Genomic DNA, 26,296 nt, shown 5'->3' on the forward strand with positions numbered 1-26,296 from the left:
CCTTGTACGGGCACCATCGGTCAGTCGTCCAGGTGACGGCGAGGGACAGCCGGGACGTGAGTCGGTGCCGTGATGGCGCAGCGCATTCGGGGTCGGCAGCAACCTGCTTGAGATAGCGGACCAGGAGGGGACCTCCCGCCCCCGGCGCCTACTCCGCGGAACCCACAGCGCCCTGGTCTTCGGTGCCAGGTTCCGCGGTCTGTTTCTCTTCTGGAGGAGCCGTGCGGCGATACTGCGGGTGGTCAAGGTCCATCTGCCGTGCGGCGTGCAGAGGCACAGGAAATCGGGAGCGGTCGGACCAGAAGAGAGTCTGGTGGCACAGCTTCGCCGTAGCGATAGCGAGGGCTTCCTCTGAGACACCGTCGGAGCACGAGAGCGGGTAGATCTCGCTGGCTGTCATGGAGTACCAGTTCTGGGACATCTCGCCCTTGCGACGCTCTTCCTTCTTCTCTGAGTAGACGGATCGTTTCGCGTCCCACCGCGTGTACTTCGATCCAAGCCTGCCTGCGCCGTCGCCGTCGTAGGCACGGGGCACGTTGCAGAGAATCCACACTGGAGCGCCAAAATCCGGGGCGACCCGGTAGAGCGTGGTTGCGGTCTCCCCCTCCGCTGGCTCACTTTCGTCGCCCTTGGCGATGCGCGTAGTGCTGACGGGAGGTGGCACTTTCTCATCGTCGATGTTGATACGGACGACGGCCCGAGGCCGCTCGTCAGGACTCAGACTGCTTCCGGGGAGCCAATACCGGCTCTTGCGGCCCTCCGGCGAAGCGCCCTGGTGCATGTTCTGTAGCCCATCCCACATTCGACGGGAGGCGAGCTCATCCACCGTCACGACGTACGGGATGCCGCCCAATTCCTCCTCAGCGAGGTCGCTGAGGGCATGCTCGACAATTTCGGCCGCGTCGTCCCACCGCTGCCGGTATCCCTTCTTGTCCCCGGTCCCCTCTGGGTAGGCAGTGGCGTGGAAGGCAGGTTGGGCGAGACGGTATGGCTGCCACTCAGGCCGGGTGGAGCTCCAGCCGAGCATCGTCCAGGTGCCGCCGACCACCTCTGGCGGCACGAGAGCTGCTGCAGTAATCACCACCTTGGGCTGGCCCGATTCGCCCTTTCGGCGGTTCTGCTGCCGCACATGGATACCAACATGAGCTACGCGGTCGACGGAGTAGCCCGTCTTCTTGGGCCGGAGCGCGTTCGCGATGCGCTCGTCGATGACGCCGAGCGAGCGGTAGAGGTCGAGGAGGGCCATCTCGGCCGGGTGATCCTTCGCCTTGGGCTTGATCACGCCCTTGTCGTCCTTGCCCTTGAGGTACTGCGTGGGTACGTCGAGACCCGCGAGGATGTGCCTGGTCTGGGGTTTGGCATCGAGGTTGTCGAGATCCACCTTGCCATCGCCGTGGGCATCCTCGGCTGTGGGGATCTCGGTCTCGCACCATGCGCCGACGAGAACCCCGTCTCGAGAGAGGAGCGATTCGCGGGTCGCTGCCAGGGCCTTGTCGCGTCCCTCGGGACGCCCCGGCTTGAGGAAATCGCAGGCTTCGTGGAACACCGCGGTGATCTGATCGCCATGGAGGCTGATCTCCTGCCCATCGTGCGGATCGAGACCCGCGGGCTCGAGACCGTAGGTCTTGCAGAAGGTGTCGATCATCCGCAGACGGGTCTCGTCTCGGTACCACAGGCAGGCGATCCGTAGCTTCTTGAAGCCAGCGGTCTCGACGGAAGCGAGGATGGACTCCGGCGTAGGGAAGAGGCTTCCGCGCGGGCGGAGCGGCTCCTTGCTGTTGTTCTTCTCGCGCTCCTCCTTGCGGCGCTGGAGCTCCTGATTTGAGATGTTCTCCGGGTCGTTCGGCCTGTGCGGGAGCTGCATACGCACTTCGCGCATCACGAGCGGCTCCGCTGTCGTCCCGAACGCCTCGTTGAAGTGCTGATGAAGCAGACGAAGGTGCTGCATGCCAGTACCCGTGCCGATAGGGAACGAGAAATTCTTCGGCAGGATGGGCCAGATCTGACCGGGGTGCTGGCGCGGGAAGCGGGCGGTTTCCTTGGTTTCCTTGGCTCGCGAGAGCAGCTCCTGCTCCCGCCTGGATCGCTCGGCGATCGCGTGCAGGATGGAGTAGTCCATCTCCAACCGGCCGAGCGCTTCGAGAGCGAGACGGTTGACGGTACGGGCGCCCCCGCGGCCGTTGAGTGCTACCTCCAATACCGGGTGATCTTCGCCGGGCTGCTCCGCGAGCGCGGTCGTCGAAAAGATCAGCGAGGAGGAGATTCGGGTCACCCGGGACGTCAGCAGCAGTACGGGACTGGTGATATTCGGAACAGTCTTCAGTTTCAGCGCGGTTCGCGACAACGCGTATCGGCCGCCTTGGTCGTTCTCCCAGGGGTCGTCCAGGCCGACCAGGCCGCCTGTGCTGGTGGGCCGCAGGGTGATCTTTCTGCTGTCGGAGATCGCCCAAGGGATGGTCGCCATCCGTTGTGCGAGGTCCCACGCAACCGTCCGGTAGACCCAGCTGGGCGCCGCGGGCTGCTTGTCGTTGGCAGGCTGGAGGTAGTCGGCGAGCGTGTATTCCTGCTCAGGGGTGGTGGCGATCCGTTTGGCCAATTCCGGCGGTGCGGTGAGGTCGATGAAGGCGACTTTCTCGCCGAGGGCGAGATGGTACGTCAAGGTAAAGACGCGGCTGAGTAGTTTGCTGTCGATCGGGCGGAGCGAGGCGAGGAACGGAGCGCGGTAGTCCGGGTCGAAGTAGACGTATCCGCCCGCGAGCATACTGAGCACGGTGGTGGCGATCGAGTAGGGAGCCTGTGCTGACTCGTTCCCGTACTTGCGTTTGCACTGCAGGTCGAAGTCGTTCCACAGCTTGAAGGTGGCCTCGTCGAGGTGCCGTACGTGCACGGTGGAGTCGCCGACGAGGTCAGGGGTGCACCGAAAGGCGAGCGTGTTCAGGTACTTGCCGGGCTCGCGGTCGCGCTGGGTCACACGTCCTCTTTCCTTCAGTTGTCAGGCTGCTCGGGCTCATGGGGTTCGATGCCGGCGTAGGAGAGGAACGCGTTCAGTGCCTCCCCATACAGGTCGTTCATCCGCTGCCGCACCTCAGGCGTCCACTTCGAGTGGATGCGGCGTAGAACGGTCTCCAGGTCGGCGCTCCAGGTGTCCTCGTGGAAGGCGTAGTCCACCATGTGCAGCACGGCTTCCGTGCCGCCACGGCGGGCACGGCCAGCGAGCTGGATGAGGTCGACGATCATGCCCGCCACGACCTCCTCCTGGAGCGACTTGTGCATCGCCGTGAATTGAGGGGCCGTGCGTAGGAGGAGCGCCAGCCGCTCCCAGGCCGCGTCACGGGCTTCGGCCAAGGCCTGGGATGGATCCGCGCTTCCGCCCGTGGGCAGGGCGCGCAGTCCGGCGGCGTTGATGCTGCCATACATCTCGGCGGGTTCGTTGAGCAGCGCGAGGGGGCGCACACACAGGTAGACGGATCGGACCGCCGAGCGGATGCCGACAACGATGTTGAGGCCTCTGGCGATGAGTGATAGAGGCACGACCAAAACCTTGCCGTGCTGCGGGAAGTCTTCGAACTGTTCCGCAGTCAGGCGTACGGCGACGTTCTCCCTCGGCAGTTCGGGATCGGCGCTGTGCCGGTCCTCAGACCGGACGGCTACGCATAGTCCGCCGTTGTACCGGCCGGCCTGGGCGATGCCGCGGGCGAGCCAGGCGCACTGTTCATAGGAGTTGGCCACGACGAGGACGTGGGCGCGGTCGGGATCCTTGACGGCCGTACGTTCGAGTTCGCGGTGGATGTACTGGTCGTACAGGTTGCTGCCCAGCTCGATGAGCGCGTCCTTCTTCCGGCTGGGGTGCGTGCCGGAGACTTTGATGGGCTCGCCGAAGAGCGGGTGGCCTTCGCCGTAGTTGATGCGGTGTTTCTTGGCTCGGATGGACTTGGCCTGTGCGTCGGTCATCCACCAGCGCACCGGCGCGTGGAGGTGTTCCCGCACGGCTTGGGGGAAGTAGGCGGTGGCCGACAGGCCCATCACCGGTCGTTGGGTGCCTGCCAGGATCAGGGAGACGATGCCGCCGAGTTCAGCGGTGAAGGTGTGCGGGTCTCCGGCGATGGTCTGGGCGACCAGTGCGGCGTTCTTCTCCCTGTCGTCAAGTCCGGTGACGCGGTAGCCGGTGATGGCACGGCCGAGCATGCCGAGCGGGAGCACTGACGAGACGGCTGTCGTCTGGAGGTTCTCCACGATCCTCTGGGCCGAGCGCAGGCCGGAGGAGCGGTAGTCGTGTGCCTTCTCCTGTAGCTCCGACAGTGCCTCATCCAGCTCGATCATGGCGGCCCGGGTGACAAGGAGGTTGATGGCCTGCGTGCGTCGGTGCGCGTCTTTGATGGTGTCTTCAAGAAGGCGGTGGAGTTCGAGCTTGACCGCATCCAGCAAGTGCTCGCCGCGTGGCGCCACCAGTGCGCCGAGCGCGTTCCGCACCTCGTGCCAGTCGGGCTCGAGAAGGCTCGCCTGTCCGGTCAACGGGTCGAGGCGCTGGTATCGGGCAGGCATCAGAGCGTTGAGCTGCTGGAACAGCTCCGCCGGGATGTTCATCTCCTCCGCCTGGTCCGCATCGGGCCAGAGCAAGCGGATCAAGGTGCGGTCCCGGCCGCGGGCCAGATGCCAGCGGGTGCTGGTCTGGTCGGGGATACGGGCCTGAGCACGGTCGTCCTCTGTGGCGTGCAGGCTGAGGGCGTTCTTGCAGATGTTCAGCAGCAGGAACTCAGCCATGAGGCGGACGTGGCTGACGGCGGGTAGCAGGTTGTGCTCGTCGTTGATGCGCAGCCGCTTCGCGTCGGTGTCCATTTCCTGGGGTGCCGCCGACCAGTGGCGCCTGGAGTGCAGGACGATCTCGCCGGCGCACTTATCGACGGCTCGGGACTGGAACTGATCGACCTCGTCGACGAGTACTGCATGGCAGGTCCGAAGTGCGAACTCGGCAGCTGTCATGCTGCGCACGGGGCGACCGTCCAGGTTCACGCCGATTCGCAGATTGCCCTGCATGAACACGTAGTGGTTCATGATGACGATGTTGGCGGTGGAAGCTTCGTACACCGGGGTGAACTTCCCACAAGTGGGAATCCAAGGGCAGGCCGCTGAACCGACGCCCTGTCTGTGAAGCGACAGGCACGGCTCGCGCCCCGGCGGGTAGTCCCCTGTGGCTTCGAGGAACGTCTTCTGTGCGCAGCCGTAACCCAGCGGGTCCACGTCGCGCTCGGCTCGTTCCCCCCACTCACCCGGGGTGCCGGGATCCTCTTTAATCAAAGAGACGAGCTTCAGAGCACGGTCCTGCATTCCGGAGGAAGACATCAGGTGCGCACACGTGGGTGCATCGTTGATGACTCCCGAGCGGTGCAGATGGGCCAAGTCCTCGCGCACGTTCCGGGTCGCGGCCAGGCAAGCCTTGATGTCCGGCAGGACGATGGCGACGCGCAGGCCGTTCACGGCGAACCAGGAAGCCATGACTCGAACCAGGACGCTCTTGCCGGTACCGGTAGGCGCGTTGAAGATCTCCATCCCGCCCGCGGTCAGCGTCAGCGCCTCCTTGGGCGACAGCGTGTCAGTGGTCTGCAGCACCTCGAAGAGCTGTCCGAGGGTGCGGCGCAGGTAGCGCTTCTCCTCCGGGTAGCGCAGGTCGATCTTTTCTGCGAGGGCAAGTAGTTCGGGTGTGGGGATCCGCAGATCTGCCATGTACGGAGCCGTCGAGACGTGGGGAAGCCTGTCGTGGCCGAGCGGCTCAGTGAACTGGGGATAGGTGGGGATCACAAGCCTTCCGTGGACCTGGCCCACCTCTTTGACGAAGATCTCCCCTGTGGTCCAAGTGCCCGGGCCAGCAAACTCCGGAGGCTTGGGGCGGGCACTGGGGCGCCGAAAGCGCGCAGTCTGCCGGTCAACGTAGTCGAGCAGATCGCCCCCAACCCTCGGCAACGCAGCGTCGGCGTTGAAGAGGTTCTCGCCGACGAGTTCGAACGGCGCCATGGGCGCCGTACCATCGGCCGGGTCCGTACTCAGGCGCGCAAGCAGAGAACGGGCCGCGATGGAGAAGGTCCGGACGTCGGCCAGCTCACCGGGCGCGATTGAGCAGACCATGCCGATCCGCTGCTTCTCGTCGTGAGGCAGGCCCTTCCAGCGAGCCCACGCCTGGTACTTCCCCGAGACAAGGAAGGCCGCCTGGGCGAAGGGGGCGGCACCGCGAGCGTCCCCCTCTACTGCTTGAGGGAAGTAGTGGGCGGCCAGGGCCAGCGCTGTGAAGACCGCGGTCTCCCGGATCGTTGTGTCACTCACGTCCAGCTCACCCCTGACTCCGCACAGACCATTTCGCCGAACTCAGAGGCGGTGGTCACCCGCATTTCGTACTTCGCGCACACCCCCGACAGCAGCGGCACCTGGCTGGCCCGGTAGTCGGGGACAACCAACCAGTCGGCGCCGCCCCTGTCCCCTTCCTGGGCGTGGATGAGCTTCGCGAGCGTCGTGGCCGAGGTGTAGTCCTTGATGTCGACCTTGAACGGCTTCTTCTTGCCCCGCTTGGGGCCGACTTCGACCAGAAGATCGTATGCGTCCAAGCCTGGCCACATCTCCACCTTCAGTCCGCGCTCCGCAAGCCGGTCATGCAGAGCCAGCTCGGGCAGCCCGGGAACAGTCGTGTATCGCCAGATGCCCCGAGCGAGGGCCTTGTGGCCATCAGCAGGAAGAGCCTGCGGAACTTCCTTGATGTCCGGATAGAGCACGGCTTCCCGGCCGCTGGGACTAGGAGGGGACGGCTCGGGCAGCAGCTCCGGGGCGTTGGTGGAATCCGCCGGAAGCCGGAACAAGTAGGAGGCTCCCATGTCGGCATGTGGGGCATGCCAGCAGCGAGCCGCCCCTACCCGATGGCCGATGTTCTTCCGGATGACGAGACGCATCGGCCAGGCGCAGGCTGGGCAGGGGAACCACCAGCCTCGATAAACCGAGTCGTAAGGGATCTGCTTGTAGAAGTCGACGACCACGGGCGGCAGCCTCAGCTCGCACAGTTCGCTGACGGGGCCGGCCGGGTGCCGGATCAGGTTCGACCGACCGGCCACGTACACGGCTTGGTCGCCTTGCTTCTTTAGCAGCGCGTAGGCCGTTTCCTGGTCAATCTCCGACTGGAGTTCCCGATCGGTCACCACGCCTCCGGTCTTGTCGAGCTTGCGCAGGGTGTGCAGCAGCATCCGCTGTTCAAGATCGAGGTCGAAGGCATCCTCGGTGACTTGGCCGTCCTGGTCGACGACCAGCATCCCGTCCAGGTCCAGGGGTTTGACGCCTTCCGGCAGCAGGTGCGCCAGATCACCCTTAAGAGCTCGCCGGAACTCTCCGAACGGCAGGGGGCTCCCCGGTCCACGCGCCGCCAGCATCGTGCCGTGGCACTCCATCAGGGTCGCAAGGCGTTGCTGTGGTTCCAGCCCTGGGGTGGTCATCGCCTTCGCCGCCCTCAGAGCGGCACGGGTCACGAGGTAGCGGACCTTTACCTCGTCGAGCGTCTCTGCGCCGTCATCCGTAGGACTCGTCACAGGTGCAGAGCGTAAATGGCGCCTACGACAAGATATCCCCCAAAGGAGAAAAGGTATTCATTTATGGTATTTCACCCGCAAGAGTATCGAGCCCTGTGGTATTGACGCGTGGATAGAGCCGCCGATAGAGGTCGAGGTACTCCGCTATATGGCGTCTGCCGAGTCGAGTTAGGCGCCACCTATACTCGGCAACGTGCGTGCCACCCGGTGCCATGAGGGGCACGGAATCCACGAAACCGCGGCTCGGCTGCCCCCCGGCCTTGCCTCTGTAGCCCACGCCGATGAAGAAGAGAGAGCGACCAGCCAGTTGGTCGTCCTCCAGGCCAATCGGCTCGGCAGTAGCCACACGTGCCAAGACTCCCCATAGCCACTCCGAGAGCAGATGGGCGACAGGGTCTGGTTCACGAGGTTCACCGAGCCCCGCCCGCGCAGCCGCACGACCGCGCCGGGTGATCTCCACAAGCACTCGGCCGACCTCACCGACTGCAGGATGCTCGACCGAGTCCTCTGTGATCACCAGCAGGCCCCGCCGCTCTAGTGCGTGCACTGTCTGTCCGGTACCGGGATCGTGTACTCCGCGCTGGCGAAGGCGCTCCTGCAGGCGGGTATAGCCGACTATTGACGGCGCAGCCTTGATCGTCAAAGGCAGCTTGCGCCAGTCGGTTGCGCGCGGCACCTGGAGCCGTTGGACCCGGCGCATCCACATCTCTGTCTCCGTCATGCGGTCGTCCCGCATGATCTCACCCAGGTAGATCTGCTGGCGCTCGTTCAGGGACTCCCATGTCGCCAGGGCGGCCCGAGAGGGCTCCTGCTTCCGCTTGCCCGCCAACGCTGGCGCAGGCTCGTTCCCGCGCGTGCGCATCCAGGCGTCCAGCACCATGCGAATGGGCACGCCATACGCCTTCGCCAGTGGGGCAAGCAACCGCCCGGTCACCTCAGGGTCCTGCCAGGACCGTCCTCGGACCGGTCGGCCGCTCTCCAGTGCGGAGATCTTGGAGGCGGAGACGCACAGCTCTCGTCCCGCTTGAGAAGCACGCAGAAGCTCGGCGACTCGCTCCAGGGTCAGCCCTGCGGCATACCTCAGGTCGACCAGCGTCTCCTGCCCGCGCTGGGCCCCGGTCAGAGCATCAACCTCACAGCCGAGGGCTGCGGCCAACTGCCCCAACCGCGCTGGCGTCGGGGTATGCCGTCCCTCCTCATAGAAAAAGATCATCCGGGGCGATACCCCAGCTCGCTGGGCGAGCGTTGCACGCGCCATTCCCAGCTCGACCCGTCGAGCAGCCAATCGCGCTGGGTTGATGGTCCGCAGGGGAGGCGGCATGACGCCATAGAAGTTGAATGAAGACTTCATTGCAAGGGTGCCGCTCTCGAACGCCCCACCTCAACTTGTGCTGAGTGAAGAGCGAAAAGGTAGCGGTAACGTCGAGGCACGCGAGCAACCGCGGCTCCTTGACCATGGTCTCTGGTCGCCGGGCCGGCATGCAGCGCTAGCGTGCCGTCACTCTCGGCGTCGCCCCATCACAGTGACATGATCGGGGCGTCACCACAGGTCCAGTTTCGCGACAACATCGGCGGCCGTGGACAGCGCGGGCTAAGGTTCCCCGCCGACCGGTAGGGCACCGGCATGTCGACACGGGTAGAGGTCATCGCCCCCCAAGCCGGGACCCGCGCGAAGGGATCGCGGATCCGCTGTCCATTGCCCCGGCCAGGGACCGGACTCCGGCTGTCACTGTAATTACCAAGCTGCCGTATATACCAAAGGTTCACCCAGGCTCCGCAATAGCTCAGCTCTTATTCGAGGTAGGAGGGTCGAGGCCGAGGAGCTTGAGGAGTTCGGCGGTGGGAACCAGGTAGGCCACGCCGACCCGGATGACGCGGCAAGGAAACTCGCCCTTCTTGGCCAGCTCGTACGCCTTGGTCCTGCCCAACCCCAGCGCCCGGGCCGCGGTGAGCACATCGACTGTAGCGGGCAGCTCGTGCAGCTCCGCCAGGGTGAAACCCTTCATCTCTGCTCCTCCGAAAGAAGTGCCGGACGAGTGAACCCGACGACATCGGACCGATCCGCATACGACGCGTAACGCACCACATCGCCGGTCTGCGGCGCGTGGATCATCTGGCCGGGCGCGACGATTACCCCCACGTGCCCCGGGCCGTCCGACTCCAGACGCATGAACACCAGGTCCCCCGGCTGCTCCTGGCCACGAGGCACCGAAGGCCCTTGCCGCCACTGGTCGGCGGCGACCCGAGGGATCGCGATCCCGGCGTACTGGTACGCGCGCATCGTCAGCCCCGAGCAGTCGAAGGCGCCCGGCCCCTCCGCACCCCAGCCGTACGGCTTGCCGAGCTGCATCCGCGCGTACTCGATCACCCGGCCCGCGACCGCACTGGGCGCATAAGGAAGGGAGCAGAACTCCTCCCCCATGTCAGCCGAATATCGGCGGGCGAAGCCGAGCACCCTCCGCACATACCAGTCCGCATGGTTGTAACGCCAGATCGCCTCATACATGCGCTCGGGTGCGCCGTTCGCCTTGAGGTACCGCGCCGCCGCCGGGATCGCATCGGCCGGGTCGTAGACGTCCGCCCGCCCATCGCCGTCCCCATCTACCCGGTACACCGACCAGGTGGAGCCGAGGAACTGCATCGGACCCATCGCTCCTGCCGCGTTCGGGCTGGAGGCGGCGACGGCGCGGCCGTGGTCGCTCTCGGCCTTGCCGATCGCGGCCAGCACCTGCCACGGAATTCCGTACGACTCACCGGCATGCCGATAGAGCCGCAGATAGTCAGGTGGAATGTCGCTTGAGGAACCCGCCCCGCACCCTGCGGAGCCGCCCACAGCCGTCACCAACAGGACCAGCCCGAGCGGAAGTCCGATCGCGAGGCACAGGCCGCCAGCCGCGAGCCGCGCGATCAACGGGACCGCCCGGCATCACAGCTCCTCGGCGCGCTCCCGTGCCTGTCGAGCAGCCACCCGTCCGGCTCCCATCCTGCCTTGCTGATCATCTTGCTCGCCCCCCGCAACTGCATGGGGCTGTCGCAGCACGTCGAGGACCGCGCTCCAGGAATACCGGTAGTCCTTCCCGGTCCGGAGCGCGGGGATCTGACCGGCGTTCGCCATCCGCCGGACCGTCTGAGCCGACAGGCCGAGCTTGGCGGCGAGTTCCTTGGTGGTCAGCACATCCGGGTCACGGCCGAGCAGCTCGGTCATGGTCACTCCTCCTGGTCGGCGGTTCCCCGACAAGTCTCCCCCAGCGAAGCTACGACAGCACGCATGTGAATATCTGACGCTCGATGAAGCTCTTTGACATTGCTTGCGCTCCACATCTTGCCCACGTAACGTGTCGATCACGCTACTCAACGTCAAAGATGTCTCGGGGGGCGAGTGATGATGATCCACACGGTGCTCGACATGGCCCAGGCCGTGCCCGTCCCGAACCCGGAGCCGATCGCGCCGCCCGGCCTGGAAAAGCCGATCAACACCATCCTCGGCTGGGGCAAGTGGGGCGTCATCGTCGCCGGGGTCGCGGGCCTGCTCATCTGCGGCGCGCAGATGGCCATCGGCCGCAAGAACCGCTCCTCCTTCGCGGCCGATGGGGCCTCGGGCATCCCCTGGGTGCTCGGCGGGCTCAGCCTGGCCGCCACCGCCTCCGGCATCGTCGGAATGTTCCTCGGATGAGGGCCGCGATCCTGGCCGCGGCAGCCGTGCTCCTCGCCGGGTGCTCTCACACCTCCTCGGCTCCTGCGCCAACGGCCCAGCTCACCTGGCAGGACTTCCACGGCGTACGGCTGCCACTGTCCACCACGGACGGCCCGCGCACGTTGAAGAACGACCAGGCCGAGGGCTTCGCCCGCACTCAGCAGGGCGCGCTACTGGCCGCGCTGCACATCGCGGTGCGCGCGAACGCCCAATGGGGGCCGGACGTGTTCGAGCCGACCATTGCCCGCCAGGTTATCGGCTCCGACTCCGCTCAGCTCCTGGACAAGACGCGCGAGCAGTACGAGCAGAGCCGTCGAGAAGCAGGCCTGCCGGAGCGGAGTCCGCTCGGGAAGGCCTACGTGACCGAGGAGGCGTACCGCTGGGAGAGTTACAGCCCGGACGCGGCCACGGTGGACATCGTGAGCGCCGGCCCGGCCGCCGCCGGGACGACCGTACGCGCCTCTACTCGCGTCCAGCTCGTTTGGCGCGACGGCGACTGGCGCGTGATCGCACCGCTCGGCGGTGACTGGGGCAACGCGGCGTCCGAGCTCAAGCAGCTCGACGGTTACACGATGTTCGGGGAGTGAGCGGTCGTGCCGTGCTCCTCCCTGATCTCTCCCGTCTGCGTCATCGGCGAACAGGTTGCGGGGCGCCTCGCTGCGGGAGCCGCCAACGGCGTGCTCGGTGAGATCGCCGAATCCATCCAGGACGCGGTCGCGTGGGTGGTCGGCAACACCGTCTCCTGGTGGGTGAAGGTCCCCTCACCTGATCTCGCCACCGAGTCCGCCGTGGATCGGATCCGTCAGTGGACGCTCCCGATCACCGCGGCGGTAGCCGTACTCGGCCTGATCAGCGCCGGCGCGAAGATGGCGCTGACCCGTAAGGCGAGCCCGCTCGTCGACGCCGGTTCTGGCCTGGTCGTCCTCACAGCGACCTCGACGATCGGCGTACTAACCGCCTCGATGCTCGTGAATGCCGGCGACTCGTGGTCGAGTTGGGTGCTCGACTCCGCCGCCCAAGGCGACTTCGGCAAGCGTCTCACCACCGTGCTCGGGCTGAGCGCGGCGGCTCCTGGAGTCGTGGTCGTACTCGGCATCGTCGCGATCCTGGTCGCCGCGCTGCAGGCCGTGCTGATGCTGTTCCGGGAAGCAGCGCTCATCATCCTCGCCGGACTGCTTCCCCTCGCCGCATCCGGTTCGATGACCACGCTGACCAAGCCCTGGTTCCGCAAGCTCGCCGGCTGGATGCTGGCTCTGATCTTCTACAAACCCGCCGCCGCGGCGGTGTACGCGACCACGTTCACGATGATCGGCGACGGCAAGGACCCGCGAACCGTCCTCATGGGATTCTCGATGATGCTCATGTCACTGATCGCGCTGCCGGTGCTGATGAAGTTCTTCACCTGGACGACCGGCTCTCTGGCCGCGGCGGGTACCGGCGGTGGGATCCTCGGCGCGAGCGTCGCCGGAGCGGTGGCCGTAGGAGCGTTCCGGACGGCAGCTCCGGCGCAGGCTGCGGACGCGAACGCGCACGCGAGCTTCCTGACGAGCCAGCTCGGCGGCGGGAAAGCGGCGAGCGGCGCCGCGCCCGGTTCTCCTCCAGGCGACTCCCGGAGTACGGCGGGCAACCGTACATCGGCGGCGGCCGGTGCTGCGGCGAGCCCGAGTGCGACGACCGGAACCGCCGCCGCGAGCAGCGGAACCGCGGCGGCGGGCAGTGCGGCAGGACCCGCGGGCGCAGCCGCCGTCACGGTGGTGAACGGCCTGGCCACCGGCGCGCGCAAGGCCGCGGAGACGATGCGAGAGGACCGGACACCATGAGTGAGGTGCGCACGTACGGCGGCTGGCGCAGACGGCGCGGCCTCGGTCTGCTCGGCCTGGGCACCACGGGCACCCTCATCCTGCTGGGAGCCATCGCAACCCTGATCCTGTCCGTCTCGATCGATCCCCGGATAGCCCTCTACGCCGGGCCGCCCGCGGTCCTCGCCGGAGCGCTCGTCCTGCTTCGCGTGGGCGGTACCCCGGTCGGGCACCTCATCCTCCGGCAGATCCGCTGGTCGCACGGCAAAGCACGCGGCCACACGAAATACCAGTCAGGCGTGGTCGTCGCGCATCCGCGCGCGTTCCGGCTTCCCGGAGTGCTGGCCACCACCCAGCTCCTGTCGGCCGACGACGGGTTCGGGCAGCACTACGGCGTCATCTGGGATCGCCGCACCGGCCTGTTCACCGCGACGCTGAAGGCCGTCCCGGCGTCCACCTGGCTGGCGGAGCGGAGCGACGCGGACACTTGGGTCGCCAACTGGGGCGGATGGCTCGCCTCGCTCGGGCACCTACCCGCGGTGCGCTGGGTGACCGTCACCATCGACACCGCGCCCGAGTCGGGTTCCACGCTGTCCGACACCATCGACCGGGCCCTCTCTCCCGGCGCTCCCACAGCCGCGGTACGTCTCATCGAGCAACTCGTCGAGACCGCGCCAAGGACGGCCGCCGACGTGAACACCTATGTCAGCGTGACCTTCGACCCGACCCGCTCCCCCACGGCCGTCAACGACCTCACCTCCGCGATCGGCGAGCTGAGCCGCGCGCTGGACGGCCTGGCCTCCGCGCTCGGCACCTGCGGCGTGACCGTGACCGGACGTGCGACCGCCACCGAGCTGGCCAGGATCGTCCGCTGCGCCTTCGACCCGGCCGCGCGTGCGGACGCCGTACGAGCAGAGGACCTGACCTGGGCTGACGCGGGCCCGATCGGAGCCGAAGAGCACATGGATCACTACCGGCACGACAGCGGCGTCAGCGTGAGCTGGGCCTGGCACGAGGCGCCCCGGCAGAACGTCCCGGCCGACGTCCTCAGCCGTTTGGTCGCGCCGGGTCCGTTCCCCAAGCGGGTGAGCGTGCAGTACCGGCCGCTGCCCGCGGCCGAGGCCACCCGCGTCCTGGAGGACGAGGTCAACGCCGCCGCGTTCCGCGAGCACTACCGCCGCAGGACCGGCCGGGACGAGACGGCCCGTGACGCCTTCGACCAGGCACGGGCTCGGCAGGCCGCCGCCGAGGAGGCGACAGGAGCCGGGGTCACGCTGGTCACCCTCTACGTCACGACCACCGTCACCGATCCCGAAGACCTGCCGCGTGCGGTGGCCGCGACCGAAGCAGCGGCCGAGGGATCGCGCATCCGCCTGCGCCGGCTGTGGGCGGGGCAGTCCGCCGGGTTCGCGACCACGCTGCCGTGCGGCGTCTGTCCTGCCGAGTTGGCGAGGAGGTCGTCGTGACGTCGTCGCGTGGCTGGCGCGAGCCGTACGGCGGGCGGGCCGTGCACGTCGAAGCCGGAGCCGAGTTCCAGGCGACTACGACACAGGTCTGCGGACTGTTCCCGTTCGTCGCCGGTTCGGGCTCACCCGCCATCGGCACACCGATCGGCCGCCATCAGCTCTTCGGTGAGGTCGTCTGCCTCGATCCGCTGGCCTGGCTGCGCGCGGGTCTGGTCACCAACCCAGGCGTCTTCGTACTCGGCCAGCCCGGGACCGGCAAGTCCACGTTCGTCAAGCGGCTGATCACCGGCTCGATCGCCTTCGGCTCGACCGCGCTCATCCTGGGCGACACCAAGCCCGACTACACAATGCTCGTCGAGCACGTCGGCGGCCAGGTCATCCGGGTCGGGCGCGGGCTCGATCGGATCAACCCGCTCGACACCGGCCCACTCAGCGCCGCCGTACGCAACCTGCGCGGAGCCGAAGCCGAACGGACCCGCTGGGAGGTCCGCGGCCGACGGCTCTCCCTGCTCATGGCGCTCTGCACGCTGGTACGGGAAGCCCCGGTCAGCAACGCCGAGGAGGTCATCCTCGGCCGCGCGATCGACCTGCTCGACGAGCGCCTCGCCGAGCCGACCATCCCGGACGTGCTCACCGTGTTGGAAGAAGGACCGGAGGTCCTTCGCTCGGCCGCACGCGCGGAGCAGCCGGAGCGATATCGCGAACGGGTCAGTGACCTGGTCTTCACCCTGGAACTGCTGTGCACCGGCTCGCTCGCGGGCGTGTTCGACGGGCCGACCACATGCCCGATCGACCTCGACGCGCCCGCTGTCTCCGTCGACATCTCCCGTGTCGGCGCGGCGGGTGACAAGCTGCTCACCGCCGCGATGCTGTGCACCTGGGCGTACGGCTTCGCCATGGTCGACGGCGCGGCGGGTGGCCCACGCCGTTCCTATCTCGGAGTGATGGACGAGCTGTGGCGGGCGCTGCGCGGCGCCCCCGGCCTGGTCGAATACGCCGACAGCCTGACCCGGCTCAACCGCGCCAAGGGCATGGCGTCCATCATGATCACTCATTCGCTGGCCGACCTCGACGCGCTCCGTACCGAGGAGGATCGGGCCAAGGCGCGCGGCTTCATCGACCGCAGCGCGATCACCGTGCTGGCCGGGCTACCGCCGCGCGAACTGGCCCGGGTCAGCGAAATCACCCGATTGACCCGGCCCGAGCAGGAGCTGGTCGCCTCCTGGTCTGCGCCCGATTCCTGGCAGGCCGGAGCCCGGCATCCGGGACGCGGGAAATACCTCATCAAGACCGGCGACCGGCTCGGCATCCCCGTTGAGCTCTCCCTCGTCGGCATCGAGCGCGAGCTCTACGACACCGACCAGGCGATCCGGTGACCCGCGCGATCGGGCCCCGCGCCGGATTGACTTTTCAGGGTGCGACCGTCGGCTGGACACTGCTGCTCGCCTGCTGGGGCGTCACCGGTTTCTTCTGGCTGATCTGGGCGGCGGCCTGGATCGGCAGTCATCTGTTCGGTGGACGGGTGGGCGAGTTCGGTTTCGCGTTCGCCTCCGACGTGGTGGCCGGCCGTACGGCTGCGGCATGGCCCGATACCCCAACCATCGCCGTCGTGGTCGTCTCTGTCCTGCTGATCTCGCTCGCGATGGCCACGGTCACGGGCGGCTGGTTGGTGATCGTCAGGCGACTCCCCGATCCGGGTGATCCGGTTGCCGCGCTGGCCGACAATCCGGGTCTGGCGTCGTTGCGACCGGAGGCAGCGGCCCTGAAGGCGCGCGAGCTGCGCCGTACGTTGACGGACACGCCGGCCCCGGGAGACATCGGTCTCGCGCTCGGTGACCTCATGCGCGGCGGACCCACACTGTACGCCTCGTGGGAGGACACGATCGTCGCCTTCATGGCGCCGCGATCGGGGAAGACGACCTGCCTGAGCATCCCGTATGTGCTGTCGGCGCCCGGCCCCGTCATCGCGACGTCCAACAAGTCCGACCTGTGGGCGGCGACCGCGGTGCTGCGAGCGGAGCGCGGAAAGACGTGGCTGTTCGACCCGCAGCGCATCACCTACCAGGAGCAGGACTGGTGGTGGAATCCGCTCCGCGATCTTCGCAATGTGGAGGACGCCCATCGGCTGGCCGGGCACTTCGTACTGACCGTCGACGACGGCCAGAAGCGCGACCTGTGGGGACCGGCCGCCCAGGACCTGCTCTGCGCGCTGTTCCTCGCCGCCGCCACCTCCGGGCGTACGCTCCGCGACGTCGCACGATGGCTGGACGCGCCGGCCGTACCGACGCCGGTCGAGTTGCTGGACGCGGCCGGGTTCGCGCTGCTCGCGTCGTCGCTGCGCGGCGCTCAGAACGGAGCGGTGGAGACGCGGGATGGCATCTACCAGACCGCGCGCACGGCGACCAAGGCGCTGCGCGACGAAGCGATCATCTCCTGGGTGACGCCGTCGTCGCTCCCCAGCCTCGACCTTTCCGACCTGGCATGCGGAAGCGACACCTTGTATCTGCTGTCGAAGTCGCGCTCCGCGGCGGCTCCGCTGATCGCCGCACTCACCGACGCCGCGATGCGGGCAGCCGAACGACGGGCTGAACGCATGGGCGGACGGCTCGACCCGCCGATGGTGGTGTCTCTGGACGAGGCGGCCAACATCTGCCGGATCGCCGACCTGCCCGAGCTGTACAGCCACCTCGGTTCCCGGGGCATCGTCCCGGTGACGATCCTCCAGTCGTACGAGCAGGGTGTCACGGTGTGGGGCGAAGCCGGCATGGCCGCCCTGTGGGGAGCCGCGACCCGCAAGGTCATCGGCGCCGGAGTGGACTCCCCTCGCCTCGCCCGCGACCTCGCCACCCTCGTCGGCCAGCACGACGTCCCGGTGCGTTCGGTGTCGTACGGAGACGGGCGTGCCTCGGAGCAGGTCTCGCTGCGGCGGCAGGACATTCTCGAACCGGCCGCGATCCGCGCGCTGCCACCTGGTACCGCACTGCTGCTGGCCACCGGCGGCCGTCCGGCACTGATCTCGCTGCTGCCCTGGTACCGAAGCCGTGACGCGGAGCGCATCCAGTCCTGCCGGGACTCGCTCGAACAATTGATCACGGAAGGCGCGAGCAGATGAACGAACCGATGTACGGCTCGGTGGAGGAATGGGTGACCGAACGGTTCGTGCCGATGTACCGGCGGACGCTCGGCGGCGAGTTCCGATGGTGCGCCCAGTGGTGGAAGCACGCTGAAGCGATCTCGCGCCTCACGTCGCTCTGGCACGCCTGGGAGACGCTGCGACTGGAGCCGGGCACCGGCATGGGCGTCTGGTATCGCGATCACCTCGACCACCAGCTCCCGATCCTGCTCGGCGCACGCGGCCCCTTCTACCAGTGCAGCGAGGACGAGCACCTCGAACCGCACCTGGCCACCGTCGAACCCGCCCCTCCGGGATGGTGGTCGGTGCCTGCGGAGGTCTCGTCCAGTGACGGCTTGTCCACAACCGGCTGATCGTCCACAGAACCGCGTTCTGCGACAGGTACAGGCGGTGAACGCCACCAGCATCGTCAGCAGCGGAAGGAGAGAGACATGTTCGACCACTACTACGACGGCCTCAACAGCCTGCGTTACGCCGACCGCTCGTCGGTCACCGCCGCGGCGGCGGACACGTTCGCCATCATCGCCGCGACCCTGAAAGCGAAGGAGGACAGCTGCCCACCCGAGCTGCACGCCTGCTACGCGTATGCGGGGCAAGAAGCCATCGAGGGACTTGCCGAACTCAGCGCGCAGATCGATGAACGAGACGTATCCAGCCTCATCGCCACCTGGACCGAGCAGTCGGAGATCGAGGACGACGGCGGCCATCTCGTCGACCTCGATGGGGTCAACAGACTCGCCGCCCTGACGTGCGAGCTGCTGCTTGGCGTCGTCAAGCGGTACCCCGAGCCGGCCTCGAAGCTCGCCCTGCTCAACGCCGCGGCGAACGCTGGCCGGATCCGGGACCTGACAGCGGCATGACCGTCACCTTCGGCGACCTCATCGACGGCGCTCAGGCACACATGGAGATCGCCGAGCTGCACGCACGTCATGACATCGATGTGACCGTTTCCGCAGGGGTCTTCAACACCGCGCGGTCCCTCACCGCGACGCTGGCGCGCTGCGCCCGCGACTTTGCCCGTGCCGACGAGGTGGCTCGTCCGATCCGCGAAGCCTCTCACCTGCTCGCCCGGTGGGAGCCGAACCACGCGGCCGCCTCGCATCCGCTCCCGATGCACCTGTCGGCCGCTGCGACGGCCTGGGGAGCCGCGGGAGACATCCTCGCCACACACTTCAGCGCGGACCGAACCGCAACGCGCTCCGAGTGGACCACCGTTATCACCAGTCAGCATGTCCGCGACCGGCTCGTGCGGGAAGTGGCCAGTCACGCGCTTGCGTTGTCCGCCATCCTGGACCGTACGGCGCTCGCCCACGCCGCCGACGCCCGCTTCGCCTCAGGCCTGCTCAGCTCACCCATGCTCATCAGGGCCTCCACGCTGGACGGTTCAACGGCTCTACGAGAGATTCCCCTCAATCGACCCGGCCCGGTCCAGCCACTCCCCCACCAGCCAGAGACACCCGACGAGCTGCGTGCGGGCATCACCGCTGACACCGACGCACTGCGTACCCTCTGCCACCTCGACACCGAGCTCGGCCAGCGGGAGTGGCAGCGTACGGCCCTCGCCGCCTCGATCATCACCCACATCGGGACAAAGCTTCTCACCGGGCTCACCCGCCGCTCGTACGAGCTGAATCCCGACCGGAACCACGCCCTGGGGAAGGCACTCCAACGCGGCACCAATGGCATCGACGGCATGAATGCCATGTGGAAAGGCGTACGGCAGGCGTGGGAAGGACGCCTTCCTGCAAGGACCGCCACCAGGTCAGCGCGTCAGCAGCACCTGGACCAGGTAGTCGTTCGCCTCGGCCGTCTGCTCTACACCGACCCGTTGTGGACCCCTGCTCGGCGTAACGCAGTGCCGATAAAGTCCCCCGAAATGATCGCGCCGACCGCGCGAGACATGGTGCCGGCCCTCCGATCGGTGCTGCGCGTCTTCGAGGCGCTCACCGTCATCGCCGAACATGACCGTCGCGACGTGACGCGGGCCATGCGAGCCGAGCGACTCCCCGAAGACCTGGTGCAAGCCTACGGATGGCTGACCTCTTCACGAGTCCGCTCTTCCTGGGCCCTCAGCGAAGCTCTTTTCCACGCGGCTGATCCGGGCCAGCGGCCTGAACTGTGGCATGAGGTCGATCTGCTGGAGATGCGCCGGGATCCGGCCGCCCACTCCTGTCACACCCTGCGCGAGCGGGAAGGCACACGGCTATGGCTGGAATGGCTCAGCACCCGCGACGCCGTCTCCGAATCCCACCTCGACCTCACTATGGCCTCCAAGGGGGCCGTCCTCAGCGGCCTATCGCCAACACCACACGTTCGAAGGGCAAGTCATTCCACACAAAACGGATAATCGGTTGTCGAGCAGGTCTTCGCTCTGCTGCATCACTTCTTCCGACGGCTTCCGATCCGCTGGGAGATGCGAGTAGACATCCACCAGGCCTTCCTCGGCCACGGCTGCGCCCTGATCTGCTGGCGCCACCCCAACTCATCGCGTTAGCACTGCAAGAGGGCGTTTTCGTGCGTCTCGTGAGCTGAAGTCGCCTATGTCTGCTGGTTGATTTGTACGACATGCGTGATATCCGCTTATCCGGGAACCAAGGCGCGCTCGGGTCTGTGTCCATTTCGTGAGGTGAGGGTGACCGGATTCCGTCTGGCGTAGCTTCGCAGGAGACACGCCGTGTTCGGCTGATGTTGGGTGTCGCGGCGCACGAGGAGTAGGGGTCGATGCATGACCCCCCGACGCGCGTACCCCGCCGACATCTCCGACGCCCGCTGGGCGCTGATCGAACCCACCCTGGCCGCTTGGCGCCAAGCCCGGCTCGAGCGGCGCCCGACCGGACAGGCGGCCCGCACCGACCTGCGGGACATCTTCGACGCGATCTTGTATGTGAACCGGACGGGGATCGCCTGGAAGTACCTGCCGCACGACTTCCCGCCACACCCCACGGTCTACTCCTACTACGCCGCCTGGCGTGATGAGGGCATCTTCACGCAGCTCAACTACGAGTTGACCGGTCTGGCCCGCGTCAAGGCCGGACGCGCCGCCGAGCAGACCGCGGCCGTCATCGACACCCAGAGCGTGAAGACCTCCGCCAACCCGCCCACCACCACGCAGGGGACGGATGCCGCTAAGAAGATCGTCGGACGAAAACGCGGCGTCGCCACCGACGCGCTTGGCCTGCTCCTGGCGGTGACCGTCTGCGCCGCCTCGGTCTCGGAGAACCACGCCGGAACCCGAGTGCTTGACCAGGCCAAAGCCGCCCATCCCACGATTACCAAGACCTGGGTCGACGCCGGCTTCAAGACCCAGTTCGCCGAGCATGCCGCAGCCCTGGGCATCGACGCCGAGATCGTCCCCCGCAATTCCGACGTCAAGGGCTTCCACGTGCTGAAACGCCGCTGGGTCATCGAACGCACCCTTGGATGGCTGATGCTGCACCGCAGGCTCGCCCGCGATTACGAGACGTTGCCCGCAAGCTCCGAAGCCATGATCCACATTGCGATGATCGACAACGTCAGCAAGCGCGTAACCGGCGAAACCACACCAACCTGGAGACGGACGTACTAGGACGAAAAGTTCAAATCAAACGCCCTCTAAGAACGCGCAGGACCTCTGATGTCTACGGAGAAGGGCCTGCCGTCCATGCAGCGTGGTGCGATTGCCCACGAGGGCGGTGGCCCCGCGTCTTCTCCTCATCCAGGACTGGGCTTGATTCGGCTTGACGGACACCCGAGATCAGGGGTTCACCCCCGGAAGGATGTCCGTCATGGAGAACATGAGGAAGAAGCCCCGTCCCCGACGGCGAGGCCGCGACCTTGGCTGTGGCCCGACCTGGGCTGGGCGGTCCACCAGTCCGCCGATATCGCCAACGCCCCAAGAACACGGCCCGACGAGCTCACGAGAGGCGGGCACCGGGTCCTACCAGAGGGCTACATCCGTGGCCCGACCTTCTGGAGCTGGCAGGCTGGCGCCTGGCCCAGCGCGGGAGCCAGGCGACGCGGCCCCCAAAGGGCAGCAAGCCCCGCCGAACCCCAAGGTGAGCATTCCGCAGGCAGTTGGCACGATGCACTCCATGGACTTCGAGAGCCCCAGTGGGGTGGTGACGCGCCGCGCGAACGCTTCGGACTGGGCCGGACTGGCCGGGATCGACTCCATCGCGGCATCGGGCGACCATGCGCGACGCGAGAGCATCCAACGCTGGTGCGAACAAGGCCTTGTCCTCATGGCCGAGGATGCCTCCGGCCCCTTGGGCTACAGCGTGCTGGAGTACACCTTCTTCGAGCAGGGCTTCGTCACCATGCTGACGGTCGCGGCCACCGCCCGCCGACAGCGCGTGGCCACATACCTCCTCAAAGCCACCGAAGAAACATGCACCACCCTGAAGCTATTCACCTCGACCAATGTCTCGAACCATCCCATGCAGCGTCTGCTGCAGCGTGCCGGCTGGACCCCGGTCGGCCTGGTCCATGGCTTGGACGAAGGCGATCCCGAACTGTTCTACCTGTGCCCAAGCGCCCGGCTGGGCAGCCGAGACGAGGTCGGGCGTCCACGCGACCCACGGTGATCAACGGTGTCCGCGCCCACGTCCGCACGCCCCCGTGAGGTGCCCCGCATCTTCCGGACAGGTCCCCAACTACGGTTGAGGAAGCACGGAAGGGAAGGCTGTGACGGGGCGCAACCGACGATTCAGCCAGGAGTTCAAGGACGAAGCCGTCCGGAGAACGTGGGGCCCCTCAGCCGACTCCGCCTTCATTTCTTCACTCGGCATCCCGACAGTTCTCTTCGGCCCCTCCGGCGAGGGTGCCCACGCGGACGTCGAATGGGTGAGCATCGCCGACACCGTTGCCTGTGCCAAGGTCCTCGTGTCGGCAGCAGCTGCGCTGAGCCGGACGTGACATCCAAACAACAGCTGAGTGGTTTGGTGACCAGGTCGAGGAGTGGAGAAGCGGCTGGGCGACGATGGCTCGGAGCCTTGTTCTGGTTTCAGACAAGCTCGGTCCAGCGATCCAAACCGCGGGCGCGGACTCGATGCCTGGAGTGTTCGGGCGCTTCTTCGACCGCGTGGGCACTTTGAAGAGAATGACTGGCTTCGGCATGTTTAGCGAGGAACGCGGCATGGCTCCACGTGCCGCCGAGTTCCGGGGCGAGGGAGGCGCGGGCGATCGGGAGGAACCCTTCCCGATCGTGTTTTGCGCAGCGTTCCGGTAGGGCTCCAAGGAGAGGGGCGTTCGCGACGCCTGGGAGGTCGGTCAGATTGCAGCGGCTGGCCAGGTCCGGCGCGGCGGGCCAGCTGCCGATGACAAGGCCGTACAGGGGAAGCCGGCGGGTGCGCAGCGCTTCCACGGTCAGCGCGGTGGTGTTGAGGGTGCCCAGTCCGGCGGTGGTGACGACCAGGACGGAGACGTCCACGCCGAGGTCGCGCAGCGCGACGGGGAGGTCGGCGATGGTGCCGCCGTCCGGGTCGTAGCGCACGAGGAGGCCGCCCGCGCCTTCGGCCAGGACGAGGTCGTGGCCTTCCGCGAGCCGGGCCGCCTCTGCCGCGGCTTCTCGGGGCGGACCGGCGGGAGGCCGCTTCTGCGGGCGCCGGTGGCTGGTGCGAGCGGCTCGGGGTATCGGGCGAGTTCAACACTGCCGGTGACGGGGCCGGCCAAGCGGGCGACCTCCTCCACGTCGCAGAGCTCGCCTGGGACCAGGCCGGCCTGAGCCGGTTTCAGTACGGCGACGCGGCGGCCCGCCGCGGCTGCCAGGGATGCTATCGCGGCGGTGACCACCGTCTTGCCGATCTCGGTGCCGGTGATGATCAGCACACACATGGATACGTCTCTCCCTGGAGGTCAGCCGGCCGCGGCCGCCGCGAGCATCGCGGTGGTGATGCGGCCGAGGTCGGCGTCGTCGACGACGTACGGCGGCATGGTGTAGACGAGGTCCCTGAAGGGGCGTATCCACACGCCGTGTTGTGCGGCGGCGCGGGTGGCGGCGACCCTGTCGACTTTGTGGTCGAGCTGGACGACACCGATGGCGCCGAGCACGCGAACGTCACTCACCCCGCTCAGCGTGCGTGCGTGGGCCAGCCCTGATCGCAATCCCGTCTCGATCCGTTTGACCTGGCCTTCCCATGCCCCCTGCGCCAGGAGATCGAGTGAGGCCCCTGCGACGGCGGCGGCGAGCGGGTTGCCCATGAACGTGGGGCCGTGGGCGAGCACGGGGAAGTCACCGCGCCCGATGCCGTGTGCCACCTTGGGCGTGCAGATGGTGGCTGCCAAGCTGAGATAGCCGCCGGTGAGTGCTTTGCCCACGCACATCACGTCCGGTGCGACGTTCGCATAGTCGGCGGCGAACAGCGTGCCGGTCCTGCCGAAGCCGGTGGCGATCTCGTCGAACACGAGGAGGATCCCGTGCGCGTCGCACAACTCGCGCAGCACTCGAAGGTAACCGCCCGCGTTCTGCACCACCGGCTCGACGATGACGGCCGCCACCTCGTGTGCGTGCTGTTCGATCAGCTCAGCCAGGTGCGCGGTGTAGGTGGGATCGGGCTCGACGTCGAAGCCCGAGGGCGGGGCATCGGCGAAGACCTGCCGCGGCAGCACGCCGGTCCACAGCGAGTGCATCCCCCCTCGGGGTCGCACACGGACATCGCCTGGAAGGTGTCACCGTGATACCCGCCGCGCCACGTCAGCAGACGAAGCGCGCACGACTGTGCCGAGGTGAGCATCGGCAGCGAGGTCGTGGCCTACCGAGCCGAGGACAACGGCGCGGTCGTGACCGTGCGCCGTCCCGACGGGAGGTGCTGCGGCTATTCGACCTGCCCGAGGGCGAGGAGCTGCGTCACCGCTTCGCCACCGGGATCCAGCTGCTCAAGCAGGAATTCCACACACAGGGGCAGCAGTTCGGCTACGTCTACGAGCGCGGCGCGGTCATCGACGACGGGACGCCCGTGGAAGGGTCGACCGTCACCGAATACCACCGCACAGCCCACCCCGGCGCCCGCGCGCCCCACGTACGCCTGCGCCGGGCCCTTGACGGCGCGCAACTGTCGACCATCGACCTCTTCGACCGCCGCTGGACCCTCCTCGCCGGTCGTCGCGGCACCCTCTGGACGGGCGCCGGCGTCACTGTGCCAGAAGTCGCCGCGTACACCATCGGCGCCGACGGCGACTTCGACACGGACACCGACTGGCAAGCCCTGTACGGAATATCCGACACTGGAGCCGTCCTCGTCCGCCCCGACGGCCACGTGGCGGCCCGCTGGCGCGAGGCCCCCGCCACCCCCGAACTCGCCCTCCGCACCGCCCTGCGAACCCTCCTGACGACGAGCTGACCCCGGCGGCAGCGAACCCCATGGCGCCCCGCCGACGATCTCCCTGGCTGCTTTGGCGGCCAGGGAGATCGGGATCACGTTCAGCCGATCTCGCAGATCCGGCCCGTTTGGTGGCCCTCGATGGAACGGACGTATCCGCCCGCCGCCCGACGCACAGGGACGGGTTCGAAGCCGGCGAACAGGTCGCCGTAGTGGTCGGCGGACTCAGTGAAGACGGTTGGGCTCACCGCGTTGATCCGCTGGGTCAGCTCGACGGCGGCAGCCCGCACGAAGGCCTCGACGGCCCCGTTGGCCAGCGCGGCCACGGGCCCAGTACGCAGCTGATCCCTGGCCAGCACCCCGGTGATCAACCTGATGCTGCGCAGCCCACGACCGGGCGTCGCGCTCCTCCTGCTACCTGGAAAGGGCCGCACCATCGAGGCTCTGATCCACGCCTTCTCACCCGCCGGCCGCCACTCGACGAGCCCAGCCGATCATGACGCGATCGACGAGGGGTGCGGTTGTGGATAGCGCCAGGTCGTGTCCTGTGGCAGGAATGATCAGGACCTTCATGTGAGCACGGGGGTCGTAGTACCGAGACTCGTACCGCGCCACCGATACCGGATCGGAGCAGTCGTACTGGACGACATCAGCGCAGTAGACGGCATCCTCGGCACCGTTGACAAGCAGGACCGGCACGGTGACGCGACGTGATGGCGCGTCCTCCGGCGGCAGACCGTACAACTTGTCCAGGTCGCCCAATTGCCCGGCCGTCACCGTGTCCTTGGTGGCTTCGTCCACCGCGACAACGTGCGGATCCGCGGTGGACTTGGCATAGAACAGCTGCTGACGGGTGCCTGGTCTGGTCGTGAAATATCCGGAATCCAGGCCGGAGCCCGCGAATTTCGGATCAGCGACCGCGGGATAGCTCGCGGCCCGCAACGCGGCCAGTCCCGAGGGGCTCAACGCGTGCAGCGCACCGGTGAAGATCGCCGCATCCACATCGTGGTAGCGGGCGATTTCCTCCCAGCCGTGCAGCGATCCGTAAGAGTGGCCAACCCAGATCACCCGCTCGAACCGGCGTCCGTCCACTCCGCCCGATCGCAGCGCAGTGATCGCGTCGTGCAGAGCGACCGCACCGAATGCGATCGTCAACTCCTCACCCGCCGGGTGTGCGCTGTTGCTGGTGCCGATCCGGTCCACGTTGAACGTCGCAAAACCCGCCCGGGTGGCGGCGTCCACGTACGAATATCGGCTCTGCTCCGAGGGCATGTCCCAGTAAACGTGGTTGTAGGTCGCGCCGGGCACCAACAGTTGGACCGTAGCCGGCTCAGTAGAGCCTCGGAAGCA

General features: G+C 67.3%; 22 protein-coding genes and 3 pseudogenes. 14 read left to right on the forward strand and 11 right to left on the reverse strand.

Annotation, left to right across the window (positions count from 1 at the left end):
- Window positions 1–148: 148 nt before the first annotated feature.
- The 7 genes from AWQ68_RS43760 to AWQ68_RS29945 form a co-directional block, all read right to left on the reverse strand.
- Window positions 149–2,971 carry an RNaseH domain-containing protein gene (locus AWQ68_RS43760; protein WP_169809012.1) on the reverse strand — a complete coding sequence of 941 codons (2,823 nt, stop codon included), beginning with the start codon at window positions 2,969–2,971 and terminating at the stop codon, window positions 149–151.
- A gap of 14 nt (window positions 2,972–2,985) precedes the next feature.
- Window positions 2,986–6,315, reverse strand: a complete 3,330-nt coding sequence (locus AWQ68_RS29920; protein WP_066946624.1) for a hypothetical protein — start codon at window positions 6,313–6,315, stop codon at window positions 2,986–2,988.
- A complete protein-coding gene (locus tag AWQ68_RS29925; RefSeq protein ID WP_066946627.1) occupies window positions 6,312–7,559 on the reverse strand; it encodes a restriction endonuclease-related protein in 1,248 nt (415 codons plus the stop codon). Before AWQ68_RS29925 ends, AWQ68_RS29920 begins: the two co-directional genes overlap by 4 nt.
- Window positions 7,560–7,620: 61 nt before the next feature.
- Entirely contained in the window at window positions 7,621–8,910 is a 1,290-nt protein-coding gene (locus AWQ68_RS29930) for a helix-turn-helix domain-containing protein (RefSeq protein ID WP_084464548.1), read from the reverse strand.
- Window positions 8,911–9,343: 433 nt separating this feature from the next.
- Window positions 9,344–9,565, reverse strand: coding sequence for a helix-turn-helix domain-containing protein (locus AWQ68_RS29935; protein ID WP_066946634.1), 222 nt, complete (start codon window positions 9,563–9,565; stop codon window positions 9,344–9,346).
- Entirely contained in the window at window positions 9,562–10,470 is a 909-nt protein-coding gene (locus tag AWQ68_RS29940; protein ID WP_066946637.1) for a C40 family peptidase, read from the reverse strand. The genes AWQ68_RS29935 and AWQ68_RS29940 overlap by 4 nt, the downstream gene beginning before the upstream one ends.
- A 15-nt stretch (window positions 10,471–10,485) precedes the next feature.
- The gene (locus AWQ68_RS29945) at window positions 10,486–10,764 is read right to left on the reverse strand and encodes a helix-turn-helix domain-containing protein (RefSeq protein ID WP_066946640.1); all 279 of its coding nucleotides are present in this window, start codon (window positions 10,762–10,764) and stop codon (window positions 10,486–10,488) included.
- A 177-nt stretch (window positions 10,765–10,941) separates the two neighbouring features.
- On the opposite strand from AWQ68_RS29945, the gene AWQ68_RS29950 reads away from it, so the two are divergent.
- From AWQ68_RS29950 to AWQ68_RS42895, 13 genes and pseudogenes are all read left to right on the forward strand, one after another.
- A complete protein-coding gene (locus tag AWQ68_RS29950; RefSeq protein WP_084464549.1) occupies window positions 10,942–11,232 on the forward strand; it encodes a hypothetical protein in 291 nt (96 codons plus the stop codon).
- Complete coding sequence (locus AWQ68_RS29955; RefSeq protein WP_066946643.1) at window positions 11,229–11,840, forward strand: DUF8175 domain-containg protein; 612 nt, start codon at window positions 11,229–11,231, stop codon at window positions 11,838–11,840. Before AWQ68_RS29950 ends, AWQ68_RS29955 begins: the two co-directional genes overlap by 4 nt.
- A 6-nt stretch (window positions 11,841–11,846) precedes the next feature.
- Entirely contained in the window at window positions 11,847–13,073 is a 1,227-nt protein-coding gene (locus AWQ68_RS29960) for a hypothetical protein (RefSeq protein ID WP_066946645.1), read from the forward strand.
- The gene (locus tag AWQ68_RS29965; RefSeq protein ID WP_066946648.1) at window positions 13,070–14,518 is read left to right on the forward strand and encodes an SCO6880 family protein; all 1,449 of its coding nucleotides are present in this window, start codon (window positions 13,070–13,072) and stop codon (window positions 14,516–14,518) included. Before AWQ68_RS29960 ends, AWQ68_RS29965 begins: the two co-directional genes overlap by 4 nt.
- Window positions 14,515–15,894, forward strand: coding sequence for a putative type IV secretion/conjugal transfer ATPase (locus AWQ68_RS29970; RefSeq protein WP_157545888.1), 1,380 nt, complete (start codon window positions 14,515–14,517; stop codon window positions 15,892–15,894). Before AWQ68_RS29965 ends, AWQ68_RS29970 begins: the two co-directional genes overlap by 4 nt.
- On the forward strand, window positions 15,891–17,630 hold the full coding sequence (locus AWQ68_RS29975) for a type IV secretory system conjugative DNA transfer family protein (protein WP_084464550.1): 1,740 nt from the start codon (window positions 15,891–15,893) through the stop codon (window positions 17,628–17,630). Before AWQ68_RS29970 ends, AWQ68_RS29975 begins: the two co-directional genes overlap by 4 nt.
- Window positions 17,627–18,004 carry a DUF4913 domain-containing protein gene (locus AWQ68_RS29980; protein ID WP_084464551.1) on the forward strand — a complete coding sequence of 126 codons (378 nt, stop codon included), beginning with the start codon at window positions 17,627–17,629 and terminating at the stop codon, window positions 18,002–18,004. Before AWQ68_RS29975 ends, AWQ68_RS29980 begins: the two co-directional genes overlap by 4 nt.
- Before the next feature lie 78 nt (window positions 18,005–18,082).
- Window positions 18,083–18,511: a hypothetical protein gene (locus AWQ68_RS29985; protein ID WP_066946656.1), complete on the forward strand. Its 429-nt coding sequence runs from the start codon at window positions 18,083–18,085 to the stop codon at window positions 18,509–18,511.
- On the forward strand, window positions 18,508–19,998 hold the full coding sequence (locus AWQ68_RS29990; RefSeq protein ID WP_066946658.1) for a hypothetical protein: 1,491 nt from the start codon (window positions 18,508–18,510) through the stop codon (window positions 19,996–19,998). The genes AWQ68_RS29985 and AWQ68_RS29990 overlap by 4 nt, the downstream gene beginning before the upstream one ends.
- A gap of 3 nt (window positions 19,999–20,001) precedes the next feature.
- Window positions 20,002–20,145 (forward strand): annotated as a pseudogene (locus tag AWQ68_RS45315) (IS5/IS1182 family transposase); the annotation flags it as partial.
- A gap of 231 nt (window positions 20,146–20,376) precedes the next feature.
- Window positions 20,377–21,216 (forward strand): IS5 family transposase, encoded by an 840-nt coding sequence (locus AWQ68_RS29995; RefSeq protein WP_066946661.1) that lies wholly within the window; start codon window positions 20,377–20,379, stop codon window positions 21,214–21,216.
- A gap of 505 nt (window positions 21,217–21,721) precedes the next feature.
- On the forward strand, window positions 21,722–22,213 hold the full coding sequence (locus tag AWQ68_RS30000) for a GNAT family N-acetyltransferase (protein ID WP_157545890.1): 492 nt from the start codon (window positions 21,722–21,724) through the stop codon (window positions 22,211–22,213).
- Between the two features lie 100 nt (window positions 22,214–22,313).
- Window positions 22,314–22,544: a M20/M25/M40 family metallo-hydrolase gene (locus tag AWQ68_RS42895; protein WP_157545893.1), complete on the forward strand. Its 231-nt coding sequence runs from the start codon at window positions 22,314–22,316 to the stop codon at window positions 22,542–22,544.
- A gap of 214 nt (window positions 22,545–22,758) precedes the next feature.
- Here the strand turns inward: AWQ68_RS42895 and bioD are convergent.
- Together bioD and AWQ68_RS30010 are read right to left on the reverse strand one after the other, a co-directional pair.
- Window positions 22,759–23,462: pseudogene (bioD, locus tag AWQ68_RS41410) on the reverse strand (ATP-dependent dethiobiotin synthetase BioD); the annotation flags it as partial.
- A 21-nt stretch (window positions 23,463–23,483) separates the two neighbouring features.
- Window positions 23,484–24,331: pseudogene (locus AWQ68_RS30010) on the reverse strand (aminotransferase class III-fold pyridoxal phosphate-dependent enzyme); the annotation flags it as partial.
- A gap of 102 nt (window positions 24,332–24,433) precedes the next feature.
- Here AWQ68_RS30010 and AWQ68_RS30015 point away from each other — a divergent pair.
- The gene (locus tag AWQ68_RS30015; RefSeq protein ID WP_066946669.1) at window positions 24,434–24,967 is read left to right on the forward strand and encodes an aromatic-ring hydroxylase C-terminal domain-containing protein; all 534 of its coding nucleotides are present in this window, start codon (window positions 24,434–24,436) and stop codon (window positions 24,965–24,967) included.
- A gap of 80 nt (window positions 24,968–25,047) precedes the next feature.
- On the opposite strand, the gene AWQ68_RS30020 is transcribed toward AWQ68_RS30015, so the two are convergent.
- Window positions 25,048–25,383, reverse strand: coding sequence for a Rossmann-fold NAD(P)-binding domain-containing protein (locus AWQ68_RS30020; protein ID WP_174554165.1), 336 nt, complete (start codon window positions 25,381–25,383; stop codon window positions 25,048–25,050).
- Between the two features lie 22 nt (window positions 25,384–25,405).
- Window positions 25,406–26,257, reverse strand: a complete 852-nt coding sequence (locus AWQ68_RS30025) for an alpha/beta hydrolase (RefSeq protein ID WP_169809013.1) — start codon at window positions 26,255–26,257, stop codon at window positions 25,406–25,408.
- Window positions 26,258–26,296: the final 39 nt, after the last annotated feature.

The organism is Microtetraspora fusca, assembly GCF_001570365.1.
GTDB classification, from domain to species: domain Bacteria; phylum Actinomycetota; class Actinomycetes; order Streptosporangiales; family Streptosporangiaceae; genus Microtetraspora; species Microtetraspora fusca.

Coding starts and splice junctions, on each gene's coding strand:
- AWQ68_RS29935 (WP_066946634.1), bottom strand. CDS start 9,565: ATGAAGGGTTTCACCCTGGCGGAGCTGCACGAGCTGCCCGCTACAGTC.
- AWQ68_RS29955 (WP_066946643.1), top strand. CDS start 11,229: ATGAGGGCCGCGATCCTGGCCGCGGCAGCCGTGCTCCTCGCCGGGTGC.
- AWQ68_RS29990 (WP_066946658.1), top strand. CDS start 18,508: ATGACCGTCACCTTCGGCGACCTCATCGACGGCGCTCAGGCACACATG.
- AWQ68_RS29950 (WP_084464549.1), top strand. CDS start 10,942: ATGATGATCCACACGGTGCTCGACATGGCCCAGGCCGTGCCCGTCCCG.
- AWQ68_RS29945 (WP_066946640.1), bottom strand. CDS start 10,764: ATGACCGAGCTGCTCGGCCGTGACCCGGATGTGCTGACCACCAAGGAA.
- AWQ68_RS29985 (WP_066946656.1), top strand. CDS start 18,083: ATGTTCGACCACTACTACGACGGCCTCAACAGCCTGCGTTACGCCGAC.
- AWQ68_RS29995 (WP_066946661.1), top strand. CDS start 20,377: ATGACCCCCCGACGCGCGTACCCCGCCGACATCTCCGACGCCCGCTGG.
- AWQ68_RS30020 (WP_174554165.1), bottom strand. CDS start 25,383: ATGGTGCGGCCCTTTCCAGGTAGCAGGAGGAGCGCGACGCCCGGTCGT.
- AWQ68_RS29930 (WP_084464548.1), bottom strand. CDS start 8,910: ATGAAGTCTTCATTCAACTTCTATGGCGTCATGCCGCCTCCCCTGCGG.
- AWQ68_RS29980 (WP_084464551.1), top strand. CDS start 17,627: ATGAACGAACCGATGTACGGCTCGGTGGAGGAATGGGTGACCGAACGG.
- AWQ68_RS30000 (WP_157545890.1), top strand. CDS start 21,722: ATGGACTTCGAGAGCCCCAGTGGGGTGGTGACGCGCCGCGCGAACGCT.
- AWQ68_RS29965 (WP_066946648.1), top strand. CDS start 13,070: ATGAGTGAGGTGCGCACGTACGGCGGCTGGCGCAGACGGCGCGGCCTC.